Genomic DNA, 25300 nt, shown 5'->3' on the forward strand with positions numbered 1-25300 from the left:
GAGGTCATCTTGGGGCGCGATCGCGTGCTGGACATGTCAGTTGGGGTTCTTGCGAATATCCGGAAGGAGGCATTTCAAGGATCTACCCTTGATGGCACTGAGCCAGACTCCTGCTCCATAGGCAAGGTCGTCCAACCGGCGTGCGATAGCAAACCTGAAGGGATCAAGTTGCGGGCGGGTGCGTCGGTATTCCCATGCGGCGTCAAGCAGACACGAAAAGAGGAGCGCTCGGCGCACTCGTCGGGAATAGAGGCTGGCGGTGAGGGCCAGCGGCCACCAGTGCCGTACCATCAAAGCCATCGTCTGGGTTTCCGCGGCCAATACTCCCCGCGCAGCCAGGCTGGCCGCCAGTAGTGCGGGGCGCTCACTTTTGCGGAGCTTCCGGTAGATCCGCCAGCCAGCAAAGGCTGTAAGGGCTCCAGCTGCAGGAACGGACCACGGGCGTTGGGCCATCGTTGCCGCGACAACCAAAACCGACCAGGGGGCGAACACTGCTGGCGCGACTGCCTTACCGTGACGCAGAGCAAGGGCATGTGCCGACGTTCCATAGAAGGCCTTTCGGGAGAGCCATTCACCGACAGTCTGCCGGTGTTCATGCCACACTTTCGCCTCTGGTTCAAAGCGCACGCGCCAGCCTTGTTCAACGACCCTCCAAACAAGGTCCACGTCTTCACCCACACGGCTGCCAGACGAGAAACCTTCCCCTATGGCCTCCCGCCGGGCGAGAAGGAAAGCGCCGGGCAGCCAAGACACCGGTGAGCGCGGGCGGACCGTTGCCGGGTAAATCCCCAGATCAAGGGATGACCGCGCCTCCTCGTAGCGCTCAATCCAGTTCATGCCCCGTCCGCTGTCCAGACCGAGGACCCGGGGCCCCGCCAAGCCGACTTGAGGGTCCTCGAAGTGCCGCAGCAGCACACCTATGGTGTCAGGGTTGACCACGACGTCAGAATCGGCGAAAGCAACAAATGGTGTTGTCACCCTGCTCAAGCCTTCGTTGCGCGCCTCGGCAGGTCCCCCATTGGCGGCAAGCCGCACCAGCTGGACATCGTACTTCTCTGTGACGGCCCTAATGGCTTCAGGCTGCGGAGAACAATCATCCACCACAATGACCTGGTGTTGGTTCCCGATACTGGCCAGCAGCCGGTCCAGCGCCCTGGGGCGCCCGAAAACCGGTACGACAACCGTAACCGAGGACGGATCCGGTGCAGGGAGGGAACTCAAAACAGGATCGGCCATTCCGGCCTCCAGAAGACGGTCAACCAGCAGCGCGCTGTTCCGGTCAGTGACTGTCACCGTCCTATCGGCAATCATTCGGCTGGCTGCCTCTGATAGGTACAAAACCCTTGTTGGAGAACCCCCGACCAGCTCCTTTCCTCCGCCTGCGACCTTCACCCGCCGGTTCAGCCTGACGTTTAGACCCAGCGGAAGACGTTGGGAGGATATTGTCACTTCGTACTTCCAGGTTTGTCGTGCCGGTCAGCAGGCGAAGGCTCATGCTGCGTGGCGCTGTCGTCCCTGAACAACTCCCCGCTGCCTGCGTCGGGGAGTGTCTCCAAGGCGTGTATGGAGTAGCCTTCGCCTTGCCAGATCAATTCCCGGCCGGCAGAGCCGTATGCGGCGAGCCAAAGGCCGGATCCGTCCGGCATCGAGTCCTCAACCCATCCCCGCCGGTATGGGCGGCAGTTATGGCGTACCTCAACGACTTGTCCTTTCAGCACATGCCATTCAAGCACTTCGGGCCCGGTTTCGGCTTCGTAGGGACCGGCCATTGCAGCGGTTGGCTGCCACAGTGCAGCCGCTTCAGTTCTGTTCTGTGTCACCGTCTTCATGCCGGCGTCCGCTCCAGCGCCTGGTCAGCGTCCATGGTCAGCATCCCATGGCAGTTGGTGGTGCCCTCCATGATGCGCAGGAAAGCGTCCTGCACCATGCTTTGCAGGATCCGTGAACCCTCGGCGGCGGTGGCCCCTGTGGGGTCACCTAGTACTCCTGATGGTGAAACAGCACGGACTCCGCCGGACCTGAGCGCCGGGAGTATATCCGGCAATGGTCTCCGGTCCCCCGGTGCTGATCGTTCCAACCGAACTTTTTGCGGCCGAAGATGAAGCATCAGTGATGTCTCCAGTCTTCCGGCGTGCAGGTCACCGCCTTCGCCCACGCAGGGAACCCAGGCGACATCGTGACTTTCCACAGCGAGTTGGTTTACTGCAGCGGAAAGCGCCGCAACATTGCCCCCGTGGGCGTTGACGAGGACGATGCGGTCCGCCCATGTTGACAAAGACCTTACAAGTTCAACGACCAGGAACCGCAGGGCGACAAACCCGATGGACGCGGTTCCGGGAAATGACTGGTGCTCACCGCTGGATCCATAATTCACAGGTGGTGCCACCAGTACGTCTTTGCGCGTCCGGAGGGCTATAGCGTCGGCAACTGCGTCTGCCACCGCGGCCGCCACAACGGTGTCGGTGTCTAAGGGCAGATGGGGACCATGCTGCTCTGTCGACCCAATCGGGACTAAAACGACAGATCCGCCCGGGATGTCGGGCCAGCTGGAGTCACCCAATGCGTGCTGGCTGAGGCTCATGACCGGACTGTTGTAGGAATGCCGAGTTCTCGGGCGAACCCGAGAGGAATGAGGACGTGCTCAGGCCGAAGGTCCTGCACGGAAGGGACGCCAAGGCCCAGCAGGGCAGAGTCGATACCGCCGTGAAGGATGTCGAGAACATTTTCGACACCGGCCTGGCCATTGGCGGACAGCCCCCACAGGTAGGCCCGGCCGATCATGACCGCCCTGGCCCCAAGAGCCAAGGCCTTGACTACATCGCTTCCGCGGCGGATTCCGCCGTCGAGAACGATCTCCACATGGTCGCCGACTGCGTTGGCGATCGATGGCAGTACACGGATGGCGGCCGGAGTCCCGTCCAGGTTGTTGCCGCCGTGGTTTGACACCGAGATGGCGGTAACACCTGCATCCACAGCACGCAGCGCGTCATCAACACGGCAAACTCCCTTCAACATTACTGGGCCGCCCCAGACGGTGACCATCCATTCAATGTCTTCCCAAGTTGGCGGGGGAGTTTTCATCCATTCGTAGTAGGCGCCAAAGAATGTTGGCCCCTTCTCTCCAATGGGGGCGAGATTGGGTGCGGTGAGGTCGGGCAGGCTCCGGGCGAACGATGCCAGCCACCGAGGTTTGAGGGCCACCTCGGGGGCGAGCCTGATGGCTGCCTTCAGATTGACCTTTTCCGGAACTTCCGGGCTTCCCCAGTCCCGGCCCATGGAAAAAGACCAGTCAGTGGTGATGATGAGGCCTTTGGCGCCTGCCGCCCGGGCGCGATCCATGCGGGCTACCATTTGCTCGCGCGTACCGGTCCAGTACATCTGATAGAACGTCTTGTCGTTCGCGGCGGTAACTTCCTCAACCGGCTTGGACGCGAAGGAACTGAGTCCGACGATAGTTCCCCGCGCCGCAGCCGCACGGGCCACTGCAACCTCACCGTCAGGATGGACAGCCTGAACCCCAGTCGGGGACATGATGACGGGGAGCGAGATTTGTTGGCCCATGACGGTAGTCGACAAGTCACGATGCGCCGCGTGTCCCACTACATGAGGAGCGAAACCGAGCTCGGCGAACGCGGCCGTGTTGTCGTCGACGGTGACACCACGCTCGGACCCGGCCACCAGAGCGGCATAAACGGAGGCGGGGAGACGCTTCTTGGCGCGGCGCTGCGCCTCTGCAACCGACTCAAACCAAGGATTCTGCGCCCAGGGATTCTTAAACATACTTACCTTCCAAACGATGATCTGTGATTAGGGCTGAAAGCCAGCCAGATGATCTGTGATTAGGGCTGAAAGCCAGCCAAGGGACTGGCCGCACAGGCTGAAACGGGTGGGGCGATGGGATCGGGCCGAGTCATGCTGAGTTGGACCATGACGGGCTGCGCCCGCTTAGGTAGGGCAGAGCGTGAATGGTCCTGGCTCGGTTGAGGCCGTGTACGGTCCCCGGCCAGAGCCGCTTCGCCGTAGCCCTGGACACATTCCGGGTCGGGCCCGTCCAGCGGCAAGCCGGTAAAGAACTTGGCCGCCATGCAGCCGCCTCGGCAGCTGTCGAAGAAAGCACACTTTGTGCACGCGCCGGAGGTCTGTGGGGAACGCAGTTCCGTGAAGAGTTCCGAGTCTTGCCAAACCTCCTTGAATCCCCCTTCGCCGAGCACGTTGCCTGCCAAAAAGGTCTCGTGGATCGCAAAGGGGCAGGCGTAGACGTCACCAATGGGGTCAATGAGGCACACGACCCTGCCGGCGCCACAAAGATTCAGGCCCGGAAGACTTTCACCAAACGCCGCCAGATGGAAGAAAGAGTCTCCGGTCAGGACGTTGTCGCCGTTGGCCATCAGCCAGTTGTATATGGTGCGCTGCTGTTCCGGTAAGGGGTGGAGTTCGTCCCAGACGTCCGCTCCCCGGCCGGAAGGACGGAGCCGGGTCAACCGCAGTGTGGCGTTATGCTCATCAGCGATCTTCTTGAACTCGTCGAGTTGGTCGACGTTCTGCCGGGTGACGACAACGGAAATCTTCGCATCTTTGAAGCCGGCGTCGTTGAGGTTCTCAAGGGCGCGGATTGCTGTGTCGTAAGATCCGGGTCCGCGGACATAGTCGTTTACTTCAGCCGTGGCGCCGTCGAGTGAGATCTGGACGTCGACGTAGGGGGTTGAGGCGAGAAAGGCGGCCTTTTCCTTGTCGATGCGGATGCCGTTGGTGGAGAATTTTACACCGACCTGATGATCAACCGCGTACTGAAGCAGATGCCAAAAATCCGGGCGTACCGTCGGCTCTCCCCCGCCAATATTGACGTAAAAGACCTGCATGCGCTGCAGTTCATCAATCACCGCTTCGCATTGCTCCGTGGTCAGCTCGCGCGGGTCCCGCCGGCCGGAGGAGGAAAGACAGTGGACACAGGCCAAGTTGCAGGCGTAGGTCAGCTCCCACGTCAGGCAGATGGGGGCGTCAAGGCCGAATTCAAACTGGTCCACCAGGGATCCGCCCACTGGGCGGGCTATGGGAGTGCTGAGAGTCATGAGTCTTTTCCTTCACTGGGGCGAATCATGTCGGTTCCGGCGAGGCCGCGCAGCGCCTTGACGTAGGCGGGCCACTGGCGCTCGGGGATGCCGACCTCGGACAGCACCTGCCGTAACGTCGCGCCGTCTTTCAGCGTGCGGATCACCTGTACGAGTTCGGGCCTTTTGAGAAAAGTGAGCTTGCGGTTACCGAAGTGGTAGGCCATCGCGCCGAACGGCTCCGGCCGCAAAGCGACGGCCGGGGACAGCACCCACACCTCATCAAGCATGGTGCCTGTGCTGACTGTCTCCATCGAAGTGGTCCCTGCTCTTAGTACACGCCGCACATGCCGTCAATTGACACGTCCTCGATGAGGTCATCAACAACCAGCTCGGTATCCTCTGCCTTCATTGCTTCAACATCCGGGTTGATGTGTTCCATGGGTCTCTCCTGTCCTGATGAACCTCCCTGAGATGTGTGGGAGGGATTACACACAAGAATAATGGCACTCAGCGCCAAAAAGCTAGAGGGGGTGGAAAGACTGCTAAATTTGTCTTCACCATGACCGCAACGATGAAGCGCCGCCGGGGGCGTCAAGCCATCACTGACCACGGCTCGATCGAGCGTGCCGCGTTCGCCCTCTTTGAGGAGCAGGGGTTCGATGAAACCACGATGGAGCAGATTGCTGATGCCGTCGGAGTAGGGCGAAGGACGTTGTTCCGGTACTTCCCCTCCAAAAACGACATCCCTTGGGGACAATTTGACGACAGTCTTCGCAATTTTGCTGAACACCTCGCTGCCGTCCCCCTGAGCGTGCCCGTTGCGGACGCCGTGCACCTTTGCGTGGTGGCCTTTAACGACTTCGATGAACAGTCGTTGCCCCAGCACCGGATTCGCATGAGGCTGATCCTGGAAACGCCGACCCTGCAGGCGCACTCCGCGCTGCGGTATGGCGCTTGGCGTGGTGTTATTGAGAACTACGTGGCATCCAGGCTGAGACTGCCCGTGGATACGCTTCTGCCGCGCCTGGCTGGCCATGTAAGCCTGGCATTGGCCGTCAGTTCCTACGAACAATGGCTCCTTGAACCTGACAGTGAACTGACGGACATCTTGGAGCTCGCGATGCAGGAACTGCGGCAGTATCTGCCCTAGTTCAAACGCGTGTGGCGTCACCGGCTGACGTTTCGACCTGTAAGGCGGCAACCCTGGCGGCCGCCGGCCGTAGGACTTCCTTGACGTACCTGCTGTGCTCGGGGTCTTCGCGGTAGGCGAGGTAGTCGTCGGCGGTGGCAAAGTCCGCCACCACCGCGAAGTCGAAGCTGGGTTGTCCGAGGCCCAGGGCCGGCCCTGCTTCAAAACGTATGGCCGCCGTTTTTGCGGCGATGATCATCAGCTCGCGGCTCACCGTTTGCGGATTGATGGCTGCCCCCTCGTTCCAGCGGAACAGGGCGATGTGGCGGATGTTTTTGACTGTAGACATGAACATGCTTTCCTTAAATGCGAAAACGGGGCTGCTTCGGGGTGTGATACCCCGAAGCAGCCCTATGGTGTGTCCTAGGAGCCCAGTCCGAGTTTGAATTCGTTCCAGATCTCGACCCGTTTACCAGCGTCTTCGGGAGTCTGGCCGAACACCATCTTCGAGAAGAAGGCCTCCCCGTCGCGTGTTGCAGGAATGAGGGTTCCGCTCAGCACCTCGTCGGTGAGCCCTGCGGATTTTGCGGCGTCGGATGTCGCCTGAGCGTAGTCCAAAATCCCGTTGTTACTGCTGTCTGTGACGAATTTGGCCTGCCATTCGGGCGTCATGGTGTAGTTGATGAACTCGTAGGCAGCATCGAGCTTTTTGCCTCCGCCTTCTTTGACAATGGAGTAGTTGTCGCTCCAGGCGGGAACGCCCTGCTTGATGAGGTTGTTGACGTTGAGCGTCTTGCCGGCGGCTTTCACTGCCTTGGCGCTGGCGATGTTGTTCAGGTACGCAAGGGAGGCTTCCCCGCCTGCCAGCTGGTCAGTTTGGTCGTTGAACCCACTGGTCAGCCGCTTTATTTGGGGACGGAGTTCGGCCAGCTTCGCTTTTACCTGGTTGAACTGTTCCTCGGACAGGTTGAACGGGTCCTCAAAGCCAAGAGTCAGGCAAACCATGTTCAAAACCGCCTGGGATTCATCGAACATGGACACTTTGCCGGCCAGGGCAGGATCCCAGAGTACGTTCCAGTCGTTGAACTGGCCCTTTTCGTCCTTGTACTTGTTCAGTCCGGGAGCTGCAAGTGCGGCGTCGTCGGTCCACGCGAGGGGCTGGTTGCCCCAGTTATACAGGACCCCATAGAGTTTGCCGTCTTTACTGCTGGCGGCAGCTTTCCAGTCAAAGCCAAGCTTCATGTCGTTCAGGGCAGTCACCTTGGACGTGTCGATGGGCTCAAGCAGGTTAGCGTTCGTGTAGTTGTCGTACCAACCGGAAGTAACCAGAGCCAGATCCCACTGCGAGGGAGCGGATTTCACCTTGGCGAACATCTCGTCGGGTGAGCCGACGTTGACGATGTTGACTTTTATTCCTGTCTTTTCCGTGAAGGCATCCAGCTGGGCCTTGTCGTGGTAGGTCTCCCACGACAGGACATTGAGCGTCTTGTCGTCTGTACTGCCTTGGCCGCTTGGCCCCCCGCAGGCTGTCAGGGCCATGGCAGCGGAAGCCGCAACCGCACCTGCGATCAACTTCAGTGATGCACGTTTGCGCATTTTTTGTCCTCTCAGACGGTCTCATTGATGGGTTGCCGGTTCCACGGCGCCAGGTGCGGGGATGGGCCCCGTGCCGGCATGTCCGAGTTCGCGTGCCAGGTCCTGCTCCTCGGCGGCTTCGAGCTGATCGTTGGTGAGGCTTGCCCTCCGTTTGCGGGCGTTGAACCACAAGATGATGCCTGCCAGCGCGATGCAGGTCAGTGAGCCGCCACCAATCAGCGTGAACGCGGCGTTTACCTCGGGCGTGAAGCCGAACCTCACCAGGCCCCAGACATAAACGGGAAGGGTTGGTTCGGTGCCGGCCAGGAAGAACGTGACGGCGATTTCGTCCATTGACATGGTGAACCCGAGCAGGGCTGCTGCGACGAGGGAAGCCCGGATGCCTGGGAGCGTGACGTGCCAGAAGGTGGCAATCCTGCCGGCGCCGAGGTCGAAGGATGCTTGTTCGAGGGACGGATCCGCGACCTTTAGCCGTTGGAGAACCAAAAACATGACGAGCGGTGTGATGAAGGCCGTGTGCCCGATGACGATGGTCCAGAAGCCGGTGTTGATTTTTGCGAAATTGAAGACGGCCAAAAATGAGATGCCCAGCACCATGCCCGGTGCCACAAGCGGGCTTGTCAGGAGCAGGTCAAGGAGTTTTCCGCCCCGCAAACGGATACGGTGCGACGTCAGCGCGAAGACGGTGCCTGCGGTGATGCTGATGACTACAGCCGTGAACGCCACCTGAAGGCTGTACAGGATCGCGGAGATCATCTCCGGGTCCCCGAAGAGGTCCTGATACCAGCGAAGCGTGAGCCCGGACATCGGGAGTGTCTGGATTCGACTGTCATTGAAGCTGAAAAGCGCGGTCACAATGAGAGGCAGGTAGAGGAACAGATAGACCAGGCCGAGGCCGAGAAGTCCGATACCGGTGCCGATGAACGCGAGATTCCGCGGCCGCCGTGCACCGGGGTGCAGTTGATTAGTCAAGGGGTGTCTCCAATCGCGTGAACAGCGACACTATGGCGAGAACGACGAGCCCTGTAGCAACGATGGTGAGACCAATCGCCGCTCCCATGGGCCAGTTGTTGGCCGCTCCGAACTGCTGCAGGACCAGGGACCCGAGCATGGTTCCCTCCAGGCCGCCGACCATTGCGGGCGTGACATAGTCGCCGAACGTCAGGACGAAGGCGATGCCGAAGCCCACGGCGGCACCGGGGCGGCTCAGAGGCCAAACGATGCGACGGAACGTTGTCCAGGCATTCGCTCCGCAGTCTGCGGACGCCTGAAGGAGGTGCCCGGGAATGCGGTCAAGCGAGGTGTAAATCGACAGAAATGCGTACGGGATGGCCACGTAAGTCAGAGTGATGATGACTGAGGTCTGTGAGTAGAGGAATGCTTTGGAAGCCTCACTTATGCCAAGGGCACCGGCAACCCCGGCCAGGACCCCTTCCTCGCCAAGGATGATCTTCCATGCAAAGACGCGCATAAGGTACGACACCCAGAGCGGTACGAGGATAAGCAAAGCGCCCAGCGCCTTGTATCGGCCGAAGGTGCGGACAACAACGTAGGCGGCGCCGTACGCGATTACGGTCGCTATGAGCGAGGAGGTTATTGCGATGAACAGGCTGCGTCCGAACAGACTTTGAAAGACTGAGGACGAAAAGGTTGCCTGGAAGTTCTCCAGGGTGAGTTGCGGTGTAACGGTTCCAAAGTCGTTGGTCCAGACGCTGTACAGCACCAGGAACAGGTTTGGCAGCAATACCAGGACGATGACCCAAACGATGGCAGGCAGGGCAAGGAGCTTGTGCTTCCAGCCCGGCTTGTGCGCCGGGCGGGAAGGAACAGGACCGAGCCGCTCGTCGGGCCGTGGTTGGGCCAGTGTGGTCATGGCTTCCCCTCAACCACTACTGATGCGTGTGAGGGCCAACCCACGGTGATGGTTTGTCCGCGACGAACATCAGCGCCTCTAACCCGGGCAACAACCGGTTCACCCTCAACCAGGAGCGAAAGCTCCTGCTCGTGTCCGAAGTAGATGACTTCTTCGACGACGGCGTTAAAAACGTTGTCGGACTGCTGGGCGGCGGCCCCGACTTCAATACTCTCTGGGCGGACGCTCACGGTTGCCTTTGCCGAGGTGAGGCTCTCGGAGACGGCGATGCTGAGGTTTCCCTTCCGGGCAGTGTGATCGGACTCGCGGTCGCAGTGGAACAGGTTTGTCTTGCCGATGAAGCTGGCGACGAAGGAGGTAGCGGGATTCTGGTAAATTTCCTGCGGCGAACCAATCTGCTCGATGGCGCCGTTGTTCATGACCGCGACACGATCACTCATCGCCAGGGCTTCCCCCTGGTCGTGGGTCACGTAGACGAATGTGATGCCCACATTGCGCTGCAGATTTTTCAAAACAACAAGCATGGTCTCCCGAAGCTTGAGGTCGAGAGCGCCCAGGGGCTCGTCGAGCAGCAGCAGTTTGGGGCGGCCGACCAGCGCGCGGGCAAGGGCGACGCGCTGTTTTTGCCCACCGGAAAGCTGGTGGGGCAGCCGCTGGTCGTATTCGGCCATCGCGACTTTCGACAATGCTTCATCCACCCGCGGCTTGATTTCAGCCTTGGGCACCCGTGCCATCTGGAGCGGATACGCAACGTTTGCCCTCACAGTCATGTGCGGAAACAGTGCATAGTTTTGGAATACGGTATTGACATCGCGTTTGTTCGGTGGGACACCCGTGACGTCCTGCCCGTCGAGCAGGATCACACCGTCTGTGGGGTGCTCAAAACCGGCGATCATTTTCAGCGTGGTTGTCTTACCACTGCCGCTAGAACCGAGAATCGAGAAAAATTCGCCCTTGCGGATTGCAACGTCCACCCCGGCGACGGCCGGCTTTTCGGTGTTAGGGTAGGTCTTCCTTACCGACTGGAGCTGCACTACAACCTGTGAATCGTCCAACGGCGGCCTTTCGGAAGCCAGTGTGTCACCGGGCTCTGTTTGAATTTGGGCTGCCGCAGACATGTTCTGCGCGGAATGGGTCATGAAGTTCTCCTGAAGAGCATCCGGGGGCCGGAATTGACGGTTCTAGCGGGACTGGCTGTCAGCGCCAAAGCGCGCTGGGGTGTGCAAATGTCACTTCCGCGTTGATCCCGGGATCCTGAGTTGCCGGCAATCCGGGACATCGTGAGCCTAGCGTCGGGGCATTGCCATGCATCGCGCAAGGACCAATCCGTTAACGTTCGGTTTGCTCGAACGCTGCTAAGCTTCATTGCTTGGCTCATGTAATACACGTTATGTTCACACCTAGCACAGGTCAAGACCTTTTTCGCAAAAATGTACGCTGGTATCGAACAATATTTGCATTTGATGGGGTAAGCGTTCGATTGCACATGTCGGAACCCTAGTTGAAGACCTATCGGCCGGGGTTACAGCGAGGTAAACTAAAATCCGGTGGCACCGAACGCATACGAGGTGTGGCAGGTAGCGCACGGATGTTTGGCCGCCCCTGCCGAGACTCTTGTCTCACTGCCCAGGGCCAGGACATGGAAAGTGATGGCTATGACTGACATCTTTGAAGTTGACGCGGAATCTAAATCGGCCGATCTGATTGGCGGGCGCCTGCATGAGCTGCGAACCCAGTACCAATACAGCATTCGCGGCCTGGCGACCCGGGCAGGGGTTTCGGCATCGCTTGTCAGCGATATAGAGAAAGGCAAGGTCGAGCCGTCAATATCGACGCTGAAGCGCATAGCAACAGCGCTGGGTACGACGCTTACCTACTTCTTCTCCGAACAGACCCAGGACAAAGGCAGGGTTATCCGGTCGACCGAACGCACCCAGCTGTCGGGCAGTAATCTGGGCAAACGTTCTGGCATGGCGTCAACAGGGGTCCGTTTCGAACTGGCTACACCGGCGGAATCGGAGGCGCTGGAAGCCATCTATGGGCGCTACGAAGTTGGAGCTTCCACCGGAGATGAACCGTACACCCATGAGGGCGAAGAGTGGGGCATGGTGCTTTCGGGAAGACTCAAAGTAGTCCTCGAGGATCAGGTTTACTTCCTGGAACCAGGTGACTCGATCTGGTTCCACAGCTCGATCCCGCACTACATGGAGAACGTGGCACAGACAGTGACCGAGTACATCTGGATAGACACACCAAAGAGCTTCTAGCGTGTCCGCATCCAGCTCGGGCCGCCTCTGGCCACTATTCGGCAGTGGCGCGATCATTTGGGGAGAGAGGTTCACAACGTGCGAAGGACTATCCAGGAAGGGACGTCCGTGCCCTGGACGCGGGCCCGGTTCTGCGTTCTTGACCTGGAAACCACTGGGTTGGATCCCAAGAGGGATGAGATTATCTCGTTTGGGGCGGTCCCCGTTGATGAAGGCCGGGCGCACCCCGCTGATGCCGTGCACTTCCTGGCGAAGCCGCGCCGACCCATTAACCCCGGTTCAGTCAAGATCCATACCATCCGCGATTGTGACCTGCAAAATCAGCCACCTCTTCAGGAACGGCTTCAGGAGATCAGATCTGCGGTAGAAGGCAGATTCCTGGTAGCCCATTCCGCCTGGCTGGACGCTGCCTTCCTGGCCAAGGCATTCAAAGGGCAGCCGGCATTTCCCCGGGCCATGATCGACACCGCTCAACTCGCAACAAAGAGCATGGAATGTCCCCCCCTCGGAACGGCCGACATTTCCCTGGAATATGCCTCCACCATGCTGAACCTGCCCGTGCACGCTCCCCACACCGCGCTCGGCGATGCGATGACAACCGCACAGCTCTTTTTGGCCCTGGCGCACCGGTTATCCAGGAACGAGGTTGTGTCGGTGGCTGACTTGCATGATTTATCCCGCCGCCAGCCTCTCCCATGGCATCAGCACCTCCCGCCTGCCCTTAAGTTTGGGCTAGGCCAGTGACGGGGACAGCGTGAAAGAATTTGTGGACTTCCTGGCCAGCCATTCCCCGTATTCCAACCTTGGCCCGGGAGACCTTGAGCGGCTTGCCAGAGTCGTGGAAGTAGAGTTTTTCCCCGCAGGACATGAAGTCATCAGGTCAGGTGAAACCGGGCTGGAACACATTTATGTCATCCGGACCGGTGGCGCAGAGGTTTCCGACCGCGGCCGCGTGGTTGACGTGCTGGGACCGGGCGACACGTTCGGGCATATAGCGGTTTTATCGGGACTACCCCCTGCGATGTCAGTTTCTGTTCTGGAAGACACATTGTGCTATCGACTTCCCGACCCGCGGTCAGTTGTCGCCGAACCGGCAAAACTCCAGTTCAGGCACTACAGCACGCTGGTGGTGCGTCAACGGCTCATTGAAGCGGCGAGTGTACACACCCGAACGGAGACCAAGGTCACCGCCGAAATGCGGCCGGTCACTTGGTGCGCTAAAGAAGCAAGCGTGCGCGAAATCGCGAGATTCATGACCGATCAAGGTCTTCGCTCGGTCCTCATCGGGATGGGCTCCGGCTTCGGAATCGTCACCGATGATGACTTCCGATCCAAAGTAGGAACCGGGGACGTGGGCCTTGACGCGCCCATCGAGCGGATAGCCAGCTTTCCCGTACACACAGCCCCTGAATCATCAACCATGTGGGAGGCCTACCTGCGCATGGTGAAGGAAGATGTCCACAACATGGTCCTCGTAGACCAGAACGACCGCCCGGTGGGAACGGTCAACGTCATAGATCTGGCAACGTCCGACGTTAGACACCCACTGTTAGTGCGGAGCATGGTGTCATCGGCACAAAACGTGCAGCAGCTCGGTGAAGCCTGCGATCTGCTGAAGCCGACAGTTGTGGAGCTGTGGGAAGCGAAAGTTCCCTCAGTGCAAATCAGCGCCGTCATCTCCACCGTTGTTGATGCAGTCCTGCTGAAGATCCTTGAGCTTGGGGTGGTGCCCCACTCAGAGCTCGACCAGTCGTGGATCCTTACAGGGTCAATGGCCCGGCAGGAACCTCTCCCGGACTCGGACGTGGACACAGCTGTTCTCTGGCGACCAGGAGGACCGCGGCCTGGCGAAATCATGCAGCAACGGGCTGAAGACTTCATATTCAAGCTGGACGGCACCGGGCTGCGGCCGTGTGCAGACGGTGCCAACGCTTCATCCCCCCTCTTCAACCGATCCAAAGAAAATTGGCGTGCGGCGATCGAGCAATGGGTCACCAACCCACAGGTGCCCAAACACCTGGTTATGGCTTCAACTGCCATGGACTCCAGGCCGATAACAAAACCCTATCTGGGTAATCTCATCAGCGAACACGTAGTTGACCTTGCCAAGACCCACCGGCCCTTTCAGCGTGCCTTGCTGCGCTCTGCCCTGCAGGATCGTCCACCGATGGGCTTTGTCCGTAACAGCGTGATTGGCCGTTTCGGCGAGGGACAAAGATACCTGGACCTAAAGAGTGCAGGCCTACGTCCAATAGCATCCCTGGCCCGGGCCCTTGCGGTCCAAACAGGAGAAACGAAAGGGTCAACGGTCCAGCGGCTCGAAACTGCAGCTTCCGCCGGCCTGCTCAGCACCGACGAATCGGACACCCTGATAACCGCCTTCACGATGTACCACGGTCTTCTCACTGAACAACGAATCCTGGGCAGTAGAAAGTCGCAGCAGCCCGGGACATCAATTGTTCCCGCTCAGCTGGACACCTTGACGCGGCGCCACCTTCGCGATGGCTTCCGGGCAACGGCGCAAGTACAGGAACGGGTCGGAAAAGAGATTGCGGGCCCATACCGCTTCTGACGAGCGCACTGTGTCCTGGTGGCTACTTTCCAAAACCAGTCAGGTTGTCCCGGCCTGAAGCTGAGACAGAACCGAATTTGGGATCTTAGCAGAGTTGACGAATTTGGCTCTGTGACCGCCCAATGGCGGTCACAGAGCCAAAGTCAAATGGAACAGGCAGAAGATCAGCTCAATCTGATGCCATGGCTCCCCGGCGCAGCTTGTCCGCTACCTCGATGGCGTCCCCTTCTGGCGCCCTTGAGCGGCGGTGCGGTTTGGCGATCAGCAGGTAGGCGATGCCAGTAGCGGCGACGATCGAGAAACCGAGAAGAGCGATCCACTGGTCGTACCAGGGAAGAGCGTCTGTGCTGAGGTCTGGCTTACCGAGCACCACCATTCCTGCAAGCAGGTATAAAAGGGCTCCGATGTTGGCGAGGAAGCCCCAGCGCCCGAGGCTGAACTGCCCGGCCGGCCGCCAGCCTCTGATGCGGGCTCGTAGGGCGGCCAAAATGACGATAGCGAAAGCGCAGTAGCCTGCGAGCATCTGGAATGCCGCGATGCGGAACAGCGCATCCGGGGAGAAATAGACGTAGATCACCAGGAGCACGGGGAGAACATTGGTAATCAGGAGGGCATTGCGAGGCAGGTGGGAGTCGCTCGTTTTGGCGATGATGTGGCTGCCAGGGAACATGTCGTCACGTGCGAATGAGTAGACGAGACGTGACACGGCTGTCTGCTGCCCCATAACTCCGGCCAGGAAGGAGATCAGCACGATGACCAGGAAGCACTTCATCCCGAAGGTCCCGAGCGAGCTCTGCAGGATGCCGGGAATGGGGTTGGTTTCCTCGCCGCTGACAATCTGTGCCAGGTTTGGCGCAGCCATGATGTAACCGGCGAAGGCAAAGACTGCCGCCACAGCACCAACACATACGGTAAGGACCATGGCCCGGGGAACGCTTCGAGCCGGATTGGGAGTTTCCTCGGCAACTTCCCCACAGGCTTCGAAACCGTAAAACATGTACAGGCCCACCAAGGATGCGCCCAGGAATACTCCGAAGTAGGACCCATCCCCCGCCGTACCCATGGCGTCAAAAAACACGGACCAGTCGTTCTTACGCTGAAAAACCATGAGATAAAAGCCAACTGCGATAATTCCGATCAACTCACCGGCCAAGCCAATCTGACTGATTCGGGCCAGGGCCTTGCCGCCGCTGAGATTGAAGAGAAGCGCTACGCCGATGACACAGAGGGTGATGATCAAGGTCTGCAGCGGGCTTGCCTCTAAAGAAGGTTCTTCCGCCGTTCCGAACAGGAGGCTGGCGATAAAGCCCGAGCTGAACAAAGCAGTGCTGGTAATACCGACGGTGATCCCGCCGATATAGATCCAGGACATAAGCCAGGCTGCCCGCCCGTTCCATAGACGGCGCGTCCACTGATAGAGCCCGCCGGCAATGGGGAACTGCGAGACAATCTCCCCGAATACGAGGGCTACCAGAAGCATTCCCAAGCCGACGATGAGGATCCAGAAGATGGATGCCGCCCCCGCCTGTGTCAGGCCCAGCCCAAAGATCGCCACGACACTGACCATCGGTGAAAGATAGAGGAAGCCGAGGGCGAAGTTGGCAACCAGGTTGATCTTGCGGTCCAGCTGGGGCTCGTAACCCAGGGCACGCAAATGGTCATCGTCACTGTGCCCGGCACGCTCAGTCGATAGGTCGGGGTGGGACATCAGTCCTCCTCGGAATAGTGAAATGCTCGAAATAAGAATGAGGCTTGCTCCCAGCCAAACATGAGCCCGGAGTCAAGCGATAAAACGAAATCACGCCCATCATGTTCTATGAGAAGCATTTAGGTCGAGTACAAATTTTTGGGTCCCTGACCGGTGCTCTCCCGCGGGAGGAACAACATCAGCTTCACAGCGGTCCGCGGACCTCGTTTTTCCAGCCAACTGGGCCCGATACTGTGCTCCGGTGCGGCTGACTGCTCTGCTTGATGTTCAGTGACCCCGGAAGATCATGGGCGACCTTGCGCGATGTAGCGCGAAGGCGGAAGGGAAAACACCGTCTTTGGATAACCGCCGCAAACTGCCAGGCCAGCAGGAGAAGGGTCTCTTTGATGATGTGGCAGCTCCGGCCCCAGCCATGGTGTGGATGGGGCCGGAGTCGTCGTTGTTTGCGGGTTAGGCTTTGAGGTCGAAGGCGCGCTGTGTGACGTTGACCTTGACGGTTTCGAGTTCGGCGATTGCTTCTGCGAGGTAGGTGGAGAAGCGGTCGAAGATCTGTTCGCCCTTTTCGGCGGTGGCGCGGAAGGGGTTGCCGATCACGCCGTGGTCGGCCATTTCATCGTGGTCCATGGGGAAGTAGAAGTATTCGTAGCCCTTGAAGGACGCGTCCGGGTTGGCGTCGTTCTTCTTGAAGCTGTCCGGCAGCCAGGCCGGGGCGTGGCCTTCGGCTGTGACGGCCCGTTCCATGTTCACGTTCTCGGGCCGGTAGGCCATCATGATGGAGGTTTCCTGTTCGCTGGCGTGCCAGCCCGGGGTTTCCTCTTCGGGGTTTTCCATCAGGTCATCAATGATGCCCAGGTAGCGCTCTCCGTAGGGCTTGAACATGCCCAGGAGTGCACCGGTTTCGTAGCGGAGGCGGCGGAAGACTTCGTCGGTGACCTTGGTGTTGGAGGTGTGGCCGTTGGCGAAGATGATCCGGTTGAAGCCGTGGTGGATCAGGGAGCGGACCGTGTCGTAGATGACGGCGCGGACGGTTTCACCGCGGAAGGTGAGGGTACCCATGCCGTTCTCGGGTTCGCGGAGGTGCTGGGGGCTGTAGCCGGTCCAGATCGGCGGGCCGTAGAGGACGCCGGCTTTTTCGGCAGCGCGCTTGGAGACTTCCATCGCGTTGTAGATGTCGGTGCCCAGCGGGCAGTGGTATCCGTGCATCTCTACCGAGCCCAGAGGAATGATGATGGTGTCCTTGCCGGAGGCCAGGTACTCCTGGATGTCCGGCGGTGCAAGGTCGGTGAGGAGCCGTGAGTGCAGTGGCTGAGTCATGTCATTTGCCTTTCGTGCGTATTGCTTTGGTTTATTGGTTTGATTTTTAGAAGAGCTGAGGTTTGACGAGGATTTTCCCGTTGCTCCGGCCCTTGGTTTCGTCAATGGCGGAGACGACCTCAGATAGCGGGAACTTTCGGGTTACTGCTTTTTCCATCTGGATCTTCCCGGATGCCATCAACGCGATGACGTTCGGGAAATCCCAGGAGCCGGAGTGGCCGACGGTTCCGTAGATAGAGCCTGCCTTCAGCTGTTGCCGGATGAGGTTCATTTCGACCGGTCGGGCATCCATTCCCACCACCGCGATTTTTCCGCCGACCCCGATGGACTCCTCAATGGTTCCCATGACCGCTTTGAAGTTTCCGGTCGTCTCCACTGCCATGGCCACGCCGTTGCCGCGGGTGAGTTCTTGGATCGTGGCAGCTACGTCGGTGGTCGCAGGGTCGAGGGTGGTCGTGGCACCCATCGCTTCGGCCAGCGCCCGGCGCTCCGGGAGCATTTCGGCAACGAACACCTGGGACGCGCCGGCGGCTGCCGCGAGGGCTGTTGCGGCGAGGCCGATGGGTCCGGCGCCGAAGACTGCCACGGCACTGCCTGGCTTGAAGCCACCGGCGCGGGTGAACATGCCTTCATAGGCGACGCTCGTTGGTTCGGTCAAGGCACCGATTTCAAGCGCTTTCTCTTCCGAGCCCACCCGCTCCGCCACAGCTGTCAGGGACCAGCAGAACTTTGCGTCCACCTTGACGTATTCAGCGAAGCCGCCATTGATGGTGAAACCCAGGTCTTCAATGTTGCGGCACTGGTTAAGAAAGCCGCCTCGGCATTCCCGGCAGCGGCCGCACCACTGGATTTCTTCGACCGCCACGAGCTCGCCGACAGCGATCTCTGAAACGTTGGAACCGACCGATACGACCTTCCCGGCGAATTCGTGTCCGATGACGACCGGGGCCTTCAGATGATAGGGAAGGAGGAGGTAGTTGTCCTCATCAGTTTCGATCATGTGAACGTCGGATCCACAGATTCCGCAGGCCCCGACCTGCACGATCACCTCGTCCGGGCCCGGAGCGCCCGGATCCTCGATGGTCTGCAGGGAGATGCTCGGATTGCGGTATGCCTGGCTGGCATTAAACGCCCACTGCCGGGCAGCGTCTGCGTCACTGATCCGGGCCCCATTACGGGGCGCCCATTCAGCTTCCAGGACGATGGCTTTCATCACTTCTCCTTCGGGGATATCCCCTGAATAAAACGGAAACAGGTCTAAGGGTTTCCAAATCAGTTGTTTGCGGCTGCTGCCGCATTAAGTGTGGATGGGGTGTCTGATAACAGGCGGCGCAGCTCCGCAACCACTTCGGACACAAACTCGTCGTCATTGATATGGCGATCGCTGTGTACGACTTTGATGTCGGGCCGAAGTTCGCTTCTGAGGGATTTGATGAACGCCTGGTTGGCTGAAGGGGACCAGAACCGGCCACCCTCGCGGTCATTGATGGAGAAGCCGCCCTCGGGGATGCAGATAACGGTGGGGCCGGTGGACAAGTTTGCCTTCTTAGCGAATTCCTGTCCGAGGATGCTCATCTCCCGGGCGTCCAGACGTACCAAGGTCAGCTCGGGGTTGTGGCCGAACATTGTTCGTCCGGGATACTGCCGCTGGGTCTCCGCCAAGTCGCCGCAGGTGATGAAGTCCAGGCACCCCGGAACCAGAACCTGCGGAAGGCCCAGGCGGCCAGCGGTTTCCATACGGTCAGGCCCGGCATCCATGAGCCCGCCGATCTTGGTACCGGCCAATTCGGTCAGGGTGAAGTCAAGGACGGCGGCGACCTCGCCGGAAGCCACAAAATTCTCCAGGGCCCGGCCGCCCACACCATTGGCGTGGAACGCCACCAGGTCAAAGCCGTCCCCTTCGATTTGGTCTCGGGCTCTCATCACCGCGTCCGTGGTGTTGCCATTCAGCGAGACGGCGATTGCCGGGCGGGGGTTTTCGTCGCGCTGGACATGGGCTGTGGCGGCGGCCGCGCCGACTACGTAGCCCGCTGCGGAACGAAAAACCGCGGAGGTGATGGAGTTCAGACCGACAATATCCGCGACCGAATGCAGGGTGGCGACGTCCCTCGTCCCGACGTATGGCTCGAACTTCCGGTTACCCGAGGCCAGGGGCGAAACGACCATTTTGGGAAAACCTACCGGGGATGCCTCAAACGCAGTGCGGGTGACGTAAGCGCCCGCTCCCCCGACACAGAGCGCAGCCTGGATGCGGCCGTCGCTTACCATCTTCGAGAAGGAAGCGGCGACGCCAGCCCGGAGTGCGGCGACAGCCTCACCACGGTCCATACTGTCAATTTGCTCGCTGGAATAGCCAGCCGCCTGGGCTACTTCCTCCCGGCTGATGAGCGGCCGTCCCCCGCTGAGCTGAGCCCCTGTGAGGTGAGGGTGCGCGCGGCCGGAAGTGTCGAGCAGGATCACGCTTGCGCCAAGCTGTTCTATTTCCGTCGCAACGGCCGCCAGTTCGACTGACTTAGTGTCCAGAGTGCCAATCACGAGAACCGTAAGCCAGGTTCCGATGCTGCCCCGTTCGACTTGTCGAACACCTTCAGGCTTCTTTGCTTGCTTCATGCCACTCACGTTATGTGGATTTGGCGTACAACGTCAAGAGCTTTTGCCACTTTTTGTTCGATCACGCCGAACACATAATGCTTTTTGGTTGCACAACGTTCGACGCAGCTTGTTGCAGGGAGGTCGAATTCCCGGCGTGGGTGCAGTGACGCCCGGAGCGCGATGCGTAAAATAGATTCGGTAAGACCGAACGAAGGTGCGTTTCAGGCTGTGAGCAGGTGTGATGAGCAGCGCTGAGCCGATGTACCCAGGGATGAGGGAGTGGACGCGGATGAGCGAAACCAGCGAGATCGAAGAAGAAGCGGACCCTACGGTCCAGATTGGCGCCCGCCTGCGCGAGCTTAGGAACCAGTACAAGTACAGTATTCGCGGGCTTGCCGGACGCGCAGGGGTTTCTGCCTCGTTGGTGAGCGACATCGAAAAGGGTAAGGTCGAGCCGTCAATCTCGACATTAAAGCGCATGGCGGCAGCACTCGGAACGAACATCACATACTTCTTCTCTGAGCCAACCCAGGACAAGGGCAGGGTCGTCCGGGCAGCCGAACGAACTCCCATGGGTCCAAAGTCGTACCTGAGCGGCAGCCGCTCAGGCATGGAATCCAGCGGCGTCCGCTTTGAACTCGCTTCCCCTCCAGAGTCGGAAGCCATCGAAGCCATCTATGGACGCTACGAGGTCGGCGCGTCCACTGGCGATGAACCCTATACGCACGAGGGCGAAGAATGGGGAATGGTCTTGTCCGGCCGGCTCAAAGTTGTCCTGGAGGATCAGGTTTACTTCCTCGAACCTGGCGATTCAATCTGGTTTCACAGCACGATTCCCCACAGGATGGAGAACGTGGCCACAACAGTCACCGAATACATTTGGATTGACACGCCCAAAAGCTTCTAAAAGCGTGGTTGGAAACGGCGGGCCGATACTGCTGCAATCAGCACCGGCCCGCCGGGTCTTTTACTTGGCCAGCAATCCCAGGTCAATGGGAAGCGTGATACCAGTGATGTAACGCGCTTCATCGGAAGCAAGCCACTTAACCGCGTTCGTGACATCTGCAGGCGCGATCATGGGAACCTTCATCAGGTGGTGCTCCACGAAGCCGGAGTGCGCGTCATCCGCGTCCGGGTTCTCCAGATCGGGGCGGAACATCTTGAAGACGCCCGGGTTATTCAGCATGATCGTGTCGACGTTGGTCGGCGCAAGCGCGTTGGCCCTGATGTTGTGGGGAGCGAGCTCGTTGGCCAAATTCCGCATCAGACCGATGACGCCGTGTTTCGCGGCGACGTAGTGGCCAAGGGTGTGGAGGGCCTTTAGCCCCGCCGTGGAACTGGTCAAAATGATGGACCCGCCGTTTCCGGCCTCGATCATCGACGGGACAGAAGCCCGCACTGTCTTCCAGACGCCGGTGAGGTTGACATCGATCATCGTCTGCCACGTCTCTTCATCTAGTTCGGCAAGCTGACCATAAGAGACGACGCCGGCGTTCGCCAGGATGATGTCCAGGCGGCCGAATTCGCTGACTCCGTCCTTGACGGTTGCTGTCAGGCTGTCCAGATCCCGAACGTCCACCTGGCGGGCCATAATTTTGCCGCCGACAGCTTCCACTTGACGGACTGTCTCATCAAGTTCCGCCACCGAGGCACCTTCATAAGGGATGGTGCTGATAGGCGCGCAGGCATCCACCGCGATGATGTGGGCCCCCTCGGAAGCCAAGCCGACGGCGTGCGAACGCCCCTGCCCCCGCGCAGCGCCGGTAATGAAGGCAACTTTTCCATCAAATCGTCCGGCCATCTGGACTCTCCAATCAGTAGAAATTCTGAACGCTCGGAGCGTACAGTTTGGTTTGATATCTCTTACGATACACGCCGCAGCCGAACAAAAGGAGGTCTTTTTGAAGAAAATACTCTCAAGACAGCCCAGCGACGAGTCTCCCGCGGCGCGGAAGCCAATATTTTCGGCACTGGTTGCCATTATGCTTGGCTCAGGTGTAAGTTGTGTTCGTAATCACGAAATGAGCCACTAAGCTGCAGCGGGAGAGCCTGGCACACCCCCGCCGGCGCCGTAGGAGCAAACCCTCCCTAGGAATCTCTCAGGCCCCCGTACCGCTGCAGCGCGGCAACTCTGGAAAGCAGCCCGCTAAATCCCTTCTTTGGGATGGGCTCACCGACGGTGCAAGCCGCTTCCCGCCACGACGAGGAGCAGCGGAAACTCTCAGGTCCAATACAGAGCGGGGAGGAACTCAAAATTACCGGCGCCTCATGGCGCAGGAGACAACTGGAGTTCCTAATGACCCCCAATTCCAAAGGCGCAACGTTCGTCGACCGGCATATCGGCACCCGCAAGCAGGATCATGTCGAAGTCATGCTGAAAGTTGTTGGCTACGACTCCGTCGATGCCCTGGTCGATATGGCAGTGCCGTCTAACATCCGGCAAGACTCCACCCTCGAACTGTCCCCAGCTCTTAGCGAGGTGGAGGTCCTGGCCGAGCTGCGCAGGCTCGCGGCCAAGAACAGGACCGCGGTCCAGATGATCGGGCAGGGCTACTACGACACCGTGACGCCTCCGGTGATTCGCCGCAACATCCTCGAAGCCCCGGCCTGGTACACCGCCTACACACCGTACCAGCCCGAAATCTCCCAGGGCCGGCTCGAGGCGCTGCTGAACTTCCAGACCATGGTCCAGGACCTGACTGCGCTGCCGGTGGCCAACGCGTCCCTCCTCGACGAGGCCACCGCCGTGGCTGAAGCCGTGCTGCTGATGCGCAGGGCCAACAAGGACAAGTCCGGAAAAGACGGCAGGACGGTCCTGGACGCCGACCTGCTCCCCCAGACCATCGCCATCGTCCAGGGGCGCGCCGAGGCCCTGGGCTTCGAGGTGGAAGTTGCCGACCTCACCGATGGCTTGCCTGAGGGCGCGATTAACGGGATCATTTTGCAGCAGCCAGGTGTGTCCGGCCGGGTGTGGGACCAGTCCGGTGTGATTGCCGAGGCGAAGGAACGCGGCGCGCTGGTCACCGTGGCTGCCGACCTGCTCGCCCTTACCCTGGTCACCCCGCCGGGTGAACAGGGCGCCGATATTGCCGTCGGCTCCACGCAGCGGTTCGGCGTGCCGCTGTTCTTCGGCGGCCCGCACGCCGCTTATATGGCCGTCCGGCAGGGCATGGAGCGCAACCTGCCCGGCCGGCTTGTCGGTGTTTCCAGGGACGACGCCGGTGTCCCCGCCTATCGCCTGGCCCTGCAGACCCGCGAGCAGCACATCCGCCGCGAGAAGGCCACCTCCAACATCTGCACGGCGCAGGCACTGCTGGCCATCGTCTCTTCCTTCTATGCCGTCTACCACGGCCCCGACGGACTAAAGGCGATCGCGGAAACAACGCACGGTCACGCCCGTACGCTGGCGGCATCCCTGAAGGCCGCAGGCCTTGACGTTCTGCATACAAGCTTCTTCGACACAATCACCGTACGGGTGCCCGGGAAAGCCATGTCTGTAGTCGCAGCCGCAAATGCCAAGGGAATAAATCTTAGGGCGATTGACCGAGACCTTGTCGGTGTTTCGACAGATGAAACGACTTCTGCCCAGACGATAGCGGACGTCATGTACGCGTTTTCGGTGGCCGCTGCTTACGGTGCGGGCCTAACGGACATCACAGACGGCTTTTCCTTGCCCGAGTCCGTGCTGCGCACATCGTCCTATCTGCAGCATCCGGTGTTCAACACGCACCGGTCCGAAACCCAACTTCTGCGCTACATCCGAAAGCTCTCGGACCGTGACCTTGCTTTGGACCGCACCATGATCCCGCTGGGTTCCTGCACGATGAAGTTGAACGCCACCGCCGAGATGGAAGCCATCTCCTGGCCGGAGTTCGCCTCCATCCACCCGTTCGCTCCGGACTCCCAGACTGCGGGCTGGCGTGAACTGATTTCCGGGCTGGAGGCTGATCTTGCGGAGATCACCGGCTACGACCAGGTCTCGGTCCAGCCTAATGCCGGGTCCCAGGGTGAGCTGGCCGGGTTGCTGGCGATCCGCGGTTACCACCATTCCCGCGGTGACAGCCAGCGCAACATCTGCCTGATCCCGGCCTCGGCGCATGGCACCAACGCTGCCTCAGCCGTGCTCGCGGGCATGAAAGTTGTTGTGGTGGCCACCGCAGCCGACGGCACCATCGATCATGCTGACCTCTACGCGAAGATCGACGCGCACAAGGATGCCCTGTCCTGCATCATGATCACCTACCCGTCCACCCATGGTGTGTACGACGGGGATGTCCGTGAAGTTTGTGACGCGGTGCACGATGCCGGTGGGCAGGTGTACATCGACGGCGCGAACCTCAACGCCTTGGTGGGCCTGGCCCAGCCGGGCAAGTTCGGCGGGGACGTGTCGCACCTGAACCTGCACAAGACGTTCTGCATCCCGCACGGCGGCGGCGGACCCGGTGTCGGCCCCGTCGCAGCCAAAGCCCACCTCGCACCCTTCATGCCCGGTGATGCCACCAAGGCGGCACATGAAGCGGGCCACGGTGTTGCCATCTCGGCTTCGCGCTTCGGCTCTGCCGGTGTACTTCCCATCTCATGGGCGTACGTGAAGCTGATGGGCGGCGAGGGCCTGACCGAGGCCACCAAGTTAGCGCTGCTGGCGGCAAACTACGTGGCATCCCGGCTGAACGAGTACTTCCCCGTCCTCTACACCGGCGAGGGCGGGCTGGTGGCGCACGAGTGCATCCTTGACCTGCGCGAACTCACCGCCAGGACCGGGGTCACGGCAGAGGATGTGGCCAAACGGTTGATCGACTTCGGCTTCCACGCCCCCACCCTGTCCTTCCCGGTGGCGGGCACGCTGATGGTGGAGCCCACCGAGTCCGAGGACCTTGCAGAGATCGACCGCTTCATCGAGGCCATGGTCACCATCCGCAAGGAAATCGACCAGGTGGCCGCCGGGGACTTCTCCGTGGAGAAGTCCCCGCTGCGCCGGGCACCGCACACCGCAGCCGCCGTCGTCTCCTCCGACTGGGACCGCACCTACCCGCGCGAACAGGCCGCCTTCCCCACGACCTCGCTCCGGCAGGACAAGTACTTCCCGCCGGTCGGCCGGATCGACGGCGCAGCAGGGGACCGCAACCTTATCTGCTCCTGCCCACCCCTCGAAGATTTCGAGGACAGCACCGCCGAACATGAAAACTAAAGGACTTCCC

At 60.2% G+C, this 25300-nt stretch carries 22 protein-coding genes and 2 riboswitches; of the genes, 6 read left to right on the plus strand and 16 right to left on the minus strand.

The window, feature by feature from the left end; translation table 11 throughout:
* Nucleotides 1-36: 36 nt before the first annotated feature.
* The 6 genes from mftF to mftA all read right to left on the minus strand — a co-directional run bounded on the left by mftF (nucleotide 37) and on the right by mftA (nucleotide 5490).
* Nucleotides 37-1449 (minus strand): mycofactocin biosynthesis glycosyltransferase MftF, encoded by a 1413-nt coding sequence (mftF, locus tag GUV69_RS13970; protein ID WP_280113750.1) that lies wholly within the window; start codon nucleotides 1447-1449, stop codon nucleotides 37-39.
* Nucleotides 1450-1825: 376 nt separating this feature from the next.
* Nucleotides 1826-2581: a mycofactocin biosynthesis peptidyl-dipeptidase MftE gene (gene mftE / locus GUV69_RS13975; RefSeq protein ID WP_164203356.1), complete on the minus strand. Its 756-nt coding sequence runs from the start codon at nucleotides 2579-2581 to the stop codon at nucleotides 1826-1828.
* Entirely contained in the window at nucleotides 2578-3780 is a 1203-nt protein-coding gene (mftD, locus tag GUV69_RS13980) for a pre-mycofactocin synthase MftD (protein WP_164203359.1), read from the minus strand. The genes mftE and mftD overlap by 4 nt, the downstream gene beginning before the upstream one ends.
* A 59-nt stretch (nucleotides 3781-3839) precedes the next feature.
* Complete coding sequence (mftC, locus tag GUV69_RS13985) at nucleotides 3840-5024, minus strand: mycofactocin radical SAM maturase (protein WP_244292725.1); 1185 nt, start codon at nucleotides 5022-5024, stop codon at nucleotides 3840-3842.
* A 41-nt stretch (nucleotides 5025-5065) separates the two neighbouring features.
* The gene (mftB, locus tag GUV69_RS13990) at nucleotides 5066-5362 is read right to left on the minus strand and encodes a mycofactocin biosynthesis chaperone MftB (protein WP_164203365.1); all 297 of its coding nucleotides are present in this window, start codon (nucleotides 5360-5362) and stop codon (nucleotides 5066-5068) included.
* Between the two features lie 17 nt (nucleotides 5363-5379).
* Nucleotides 5380-5490 carry a mycofactocin precursor MftA gene (gene mftA, locus GUV69_RS13995; protein WP_208786648.1) on the minus strand — a complete coding sequence of 37 codons (111 nt, stop codon included), beginning with the start codon at nucleotides 5488-5490 and terminating at the stop codon, nucleotides 5380-5382.
* A 120-nt stretch (nucleotides 5491-5610) separates the two neighbouring features.
* Here mftA and mftR point away from each other — a divergent pair, with 120 nt between their 5' ends.
* The gene (mftR, locus tag GUV69_RS14000) at nucleotides 5611-6201 is read left to right on the plus strand and encodes a mycofactocin system transcriptional regulator MftR (RefSeq protein WP_164203368.1); all 591 of its coding nucleotides are present in this window, start codon (nucleotides 5611-5613) and stop codon (nucleotides 6199-6201) included.
* 1 nt (nucleotide 6202) lies between these two features.
* Here the strand turns inward: mftR and GUV69_RS14005 are convergent, their stop codons facing one another.
* The 5 genes from GUV69_RS14005 to GUV69_RS14025 all read right to left on the minus strand — a co-directional run bounded on the left by GUV69_RS14005 (nucleotide 6203) and on the right by GUV69_RS14025 (nucleotide 10788).
* Nucleotides 6203-6529, minus strand: a complete 327-nt coding sequence (locus GUV69_RS14005) for a Dabb family protein (RefSeq protein WP_164203371.1) — start codon at nucleotides 6527-6529, stop codon at nucleotides 6203-6205.
* 74 nt (nucleotides 6530-6603) lie between these two features.
* Nucleotides 6604-7776 carry an ABC transporter substrate-binding protein gene (locus tag GUV69_RS14010; RefSeq protein WP_164203374.1) on the minus strand — a complete coding sequence of 391 codons (1173 nt, stop codon included), beginning with the start codon at nucleotides 7774-7776 and terminating at the stop codon, nucleotides 6604-6606.
* Between the two features lie 21 nt (nucleotides 7777-7797).
* The gene (locus GUV69_RS14015; RefSeq protein ID WP_164203376.1) at nucleotides 7798-8748 is read right to left on the minus strand and encodes an ABC transporter permease; all 951 of its coding nucleotides are present in this window, start codon (nucleotides 8746-8748) and stop codon (nucleotides 7798-7800) included.
* Entirely contained in the window at nucleotides 8741-9649 is a 909-nt protein-coding gene (locus GUV69_RS14020; RefSeq protein ID WP_164203379.1) for an ABC transporter permease, read from the minus strand. The genes GUV69_RS14015 and GUV69_RS14020 overlap by 8 nt, the downstream gene beginning before the upstream one ends.
* The gene (locus GUV69_RS14025) at nucleotides 9646-10788 is read right to left on the minus strand and encodes an ABC transporter ATP-binding protein (protein WP_244292726.1); all 1143 of its coding nucleotides are present in this window, start codon (nucleotides 10786-10788) and stop codon (nucleotides 9646-9648) included. Before GUV69_RS14025 ends, GUV69_RS14020 begins: the two co-directional genes overlap by 4 nt.
* A 516-nt stretch (nucleotides 10789-11304) precedes the next feature.
* On the opposite strand from GUV69_RS14025, the gene GUV69_RS14030 reads away from it, so the two are divergent.
* The 3 genes from GUV69_RS14030 (at nucleotide 11305) to GUV69_RS14040 (ending at nucleotide 14488) form a co-directional block, all read left to right on the plus strand.
* A complete protein-coding gene (locus tag GUV69_RS14030; protein ID WP_164203382.1) occupies nucleotides 11305-11916 on the plus strand; it encodes a cupin domain-containing protein in 612 nt (203 codons plus the stop codon).
* A gap of 108 nt (nucleotides 11917-12024) precedes the next feature.
* Nucleotides 12025-12660: a 3'-5' exonuclease gene (locus tag GUV69_RS14035; RefSeq protein WP_164203385.1), complete on the plus strand. Its 636-nt coding sequence runs from the start codon at nucleotides 12025-12027 to the stop codon at nucleotides 12658-12660.
* Nucleotides 12661-12670: 10 nt separating this feature from the next.
* The gene (locus GUV69_RS14040; RefSeq protein ID WP_164203388.1) at nucleotides 12671-14488 is read left to right on the plus strand and encodes a putative nucleotidyltransferase substrate binding domain-containing protein; all 1818 of its coding nucleotides are present in this window, start codon (nucleotides 12671-12673) and stop codon (nucleotides 14486-14488) included.
* A 169-nt stretch (nucleotides 14489-14657) separates the two neighbouring features.
* Here GUV69_RS14040 and GUV69_RS14045 read toward each other — a convergent pair whose 3' ends face one another.
* The 4 genes from GUV69_RS14045 to GUV69_RS14060 form a co-directional block, all read right to left on the minus strand.
* Nucleotides 14658-16196 carry an APC family permease gene (locus GUV69_RS14045; RefSeq protein WP_164203391.1) on the minus strand — a complete coding sequence of 513 codons (1539 nt, stop codon included), beginning with the start codon at nucleotides 16194-16196 and terminating at the stop codon, nucleotides 14658-14660.
* 450 nt (nucleotides 16197-16646) lie between these two features.
* Entirely contained in the window at nucleotides 16647-17510 is an 864-nt protein-coding gene (locus GUV69_RS14050) for a creatininase family protein (RefSeq protein ID WP_164203394.1), read from the minus strand.
* Between the two features lie 46 nt (nucleotides 17511-17556).
* Nucleotides 17557-18723 carry a scyllo-inosose 3-dehydrogenase gene (iolM, locus tag GUV69_RS14055; protein ID WP_164203398.1) on the minus strand — a complete coding sequence of 389 codons (1167 nt, stop codon included), beginning with the start codon at nucleotides 18721-18723 and terminating at the stop codon, nucleotides 17557-17559.
* Between the two features lie 59 nt (nucleotides 18724-18782).
* Nucleotides 18783-20120: a Tm-1-like ATP-binding domain-containing protein gene (locus tag GUV69_RS14060; protein ID WP_164203401.1), complete on the minus strand. Its 1338-nt coding sequence runs from the start codon at nucleotides 20118-20120 to the stop codon at nucleotides 18783-18785.
* Between the two features lie 271 nt (nucleotides 20121-20391).
* Here GUV69_RS14060 and GUV69_RS14065 point away from each other — a divergent pair, with 271 nt between their 5' ends.
* A complete protein-coding gene (locus GUV69_RS14065) occupies nucleotides 20392-21009 on the plus strand; it encodes a cupin domain-containing protein (RefSeq protein ID WP_164203405.1) in 618 nt (205 codons plus the stop codon).
* Nucleotides 21010-21069: 60 nt separating this feature from the next.
* Here the strand turns inward: GUV69_RS14065 and GUV69_RS14070 are convergent, their stop codons facing one another.
* Nucleotides 21070-22083 carry a mycofactocin-coupled SDR family oxidoreductase gene (locus GUV69_RS14070; RefSeq protein WP_280113751.1) on the minus strand — a complete coding sequence of 338 codons (1014 nt, stop codon included), beginning with the start codon at nucleotides 22081-22083 and terminating at the stop codon, nucleotides 21070-21072.
* 49 nt (nucleotides 22084-22132) lie between these two features.
* Nucleotides 22133-22227: riboswitch (glycine riboswitch) on the plus strand.
* Nucleotides 22228-22348: riboswitch (glycine riboswitch) on the plus strand. It abuts the riboswitch before it with no gap.
* A 50-nt stretch (nucleotides 22349-22398) separates the two neighbouring features.
* Between GUV69_RS14070 and gcvP the strand changes: the two genes are divergently transcribed.
* Nucleotides 22399-25290, plus strand: coding sequence for an aminomethyl-transferring glycine dehydrogenase (gene gcvP, locus GUV69_RS14075; RefSeq protein ID WP_164203408.1), 2892 nt, complete (start codon nucleotides 22399-22401; stop codon nucleotides 25288-25290).
* The last annotated feature ends 10 nt before the right edge of the window (nucleotides 25291-25300 follow it).

The organism is [Micrococcus luteus] ATCC 49442, assembly GCF_010367585.1.
Lineage (GTDB): Bacteria > Actinomycetota > Actinomycetes > Actinomycetales > Micrococcaceae > Arthrobacter > Arthrobacter luteus_A.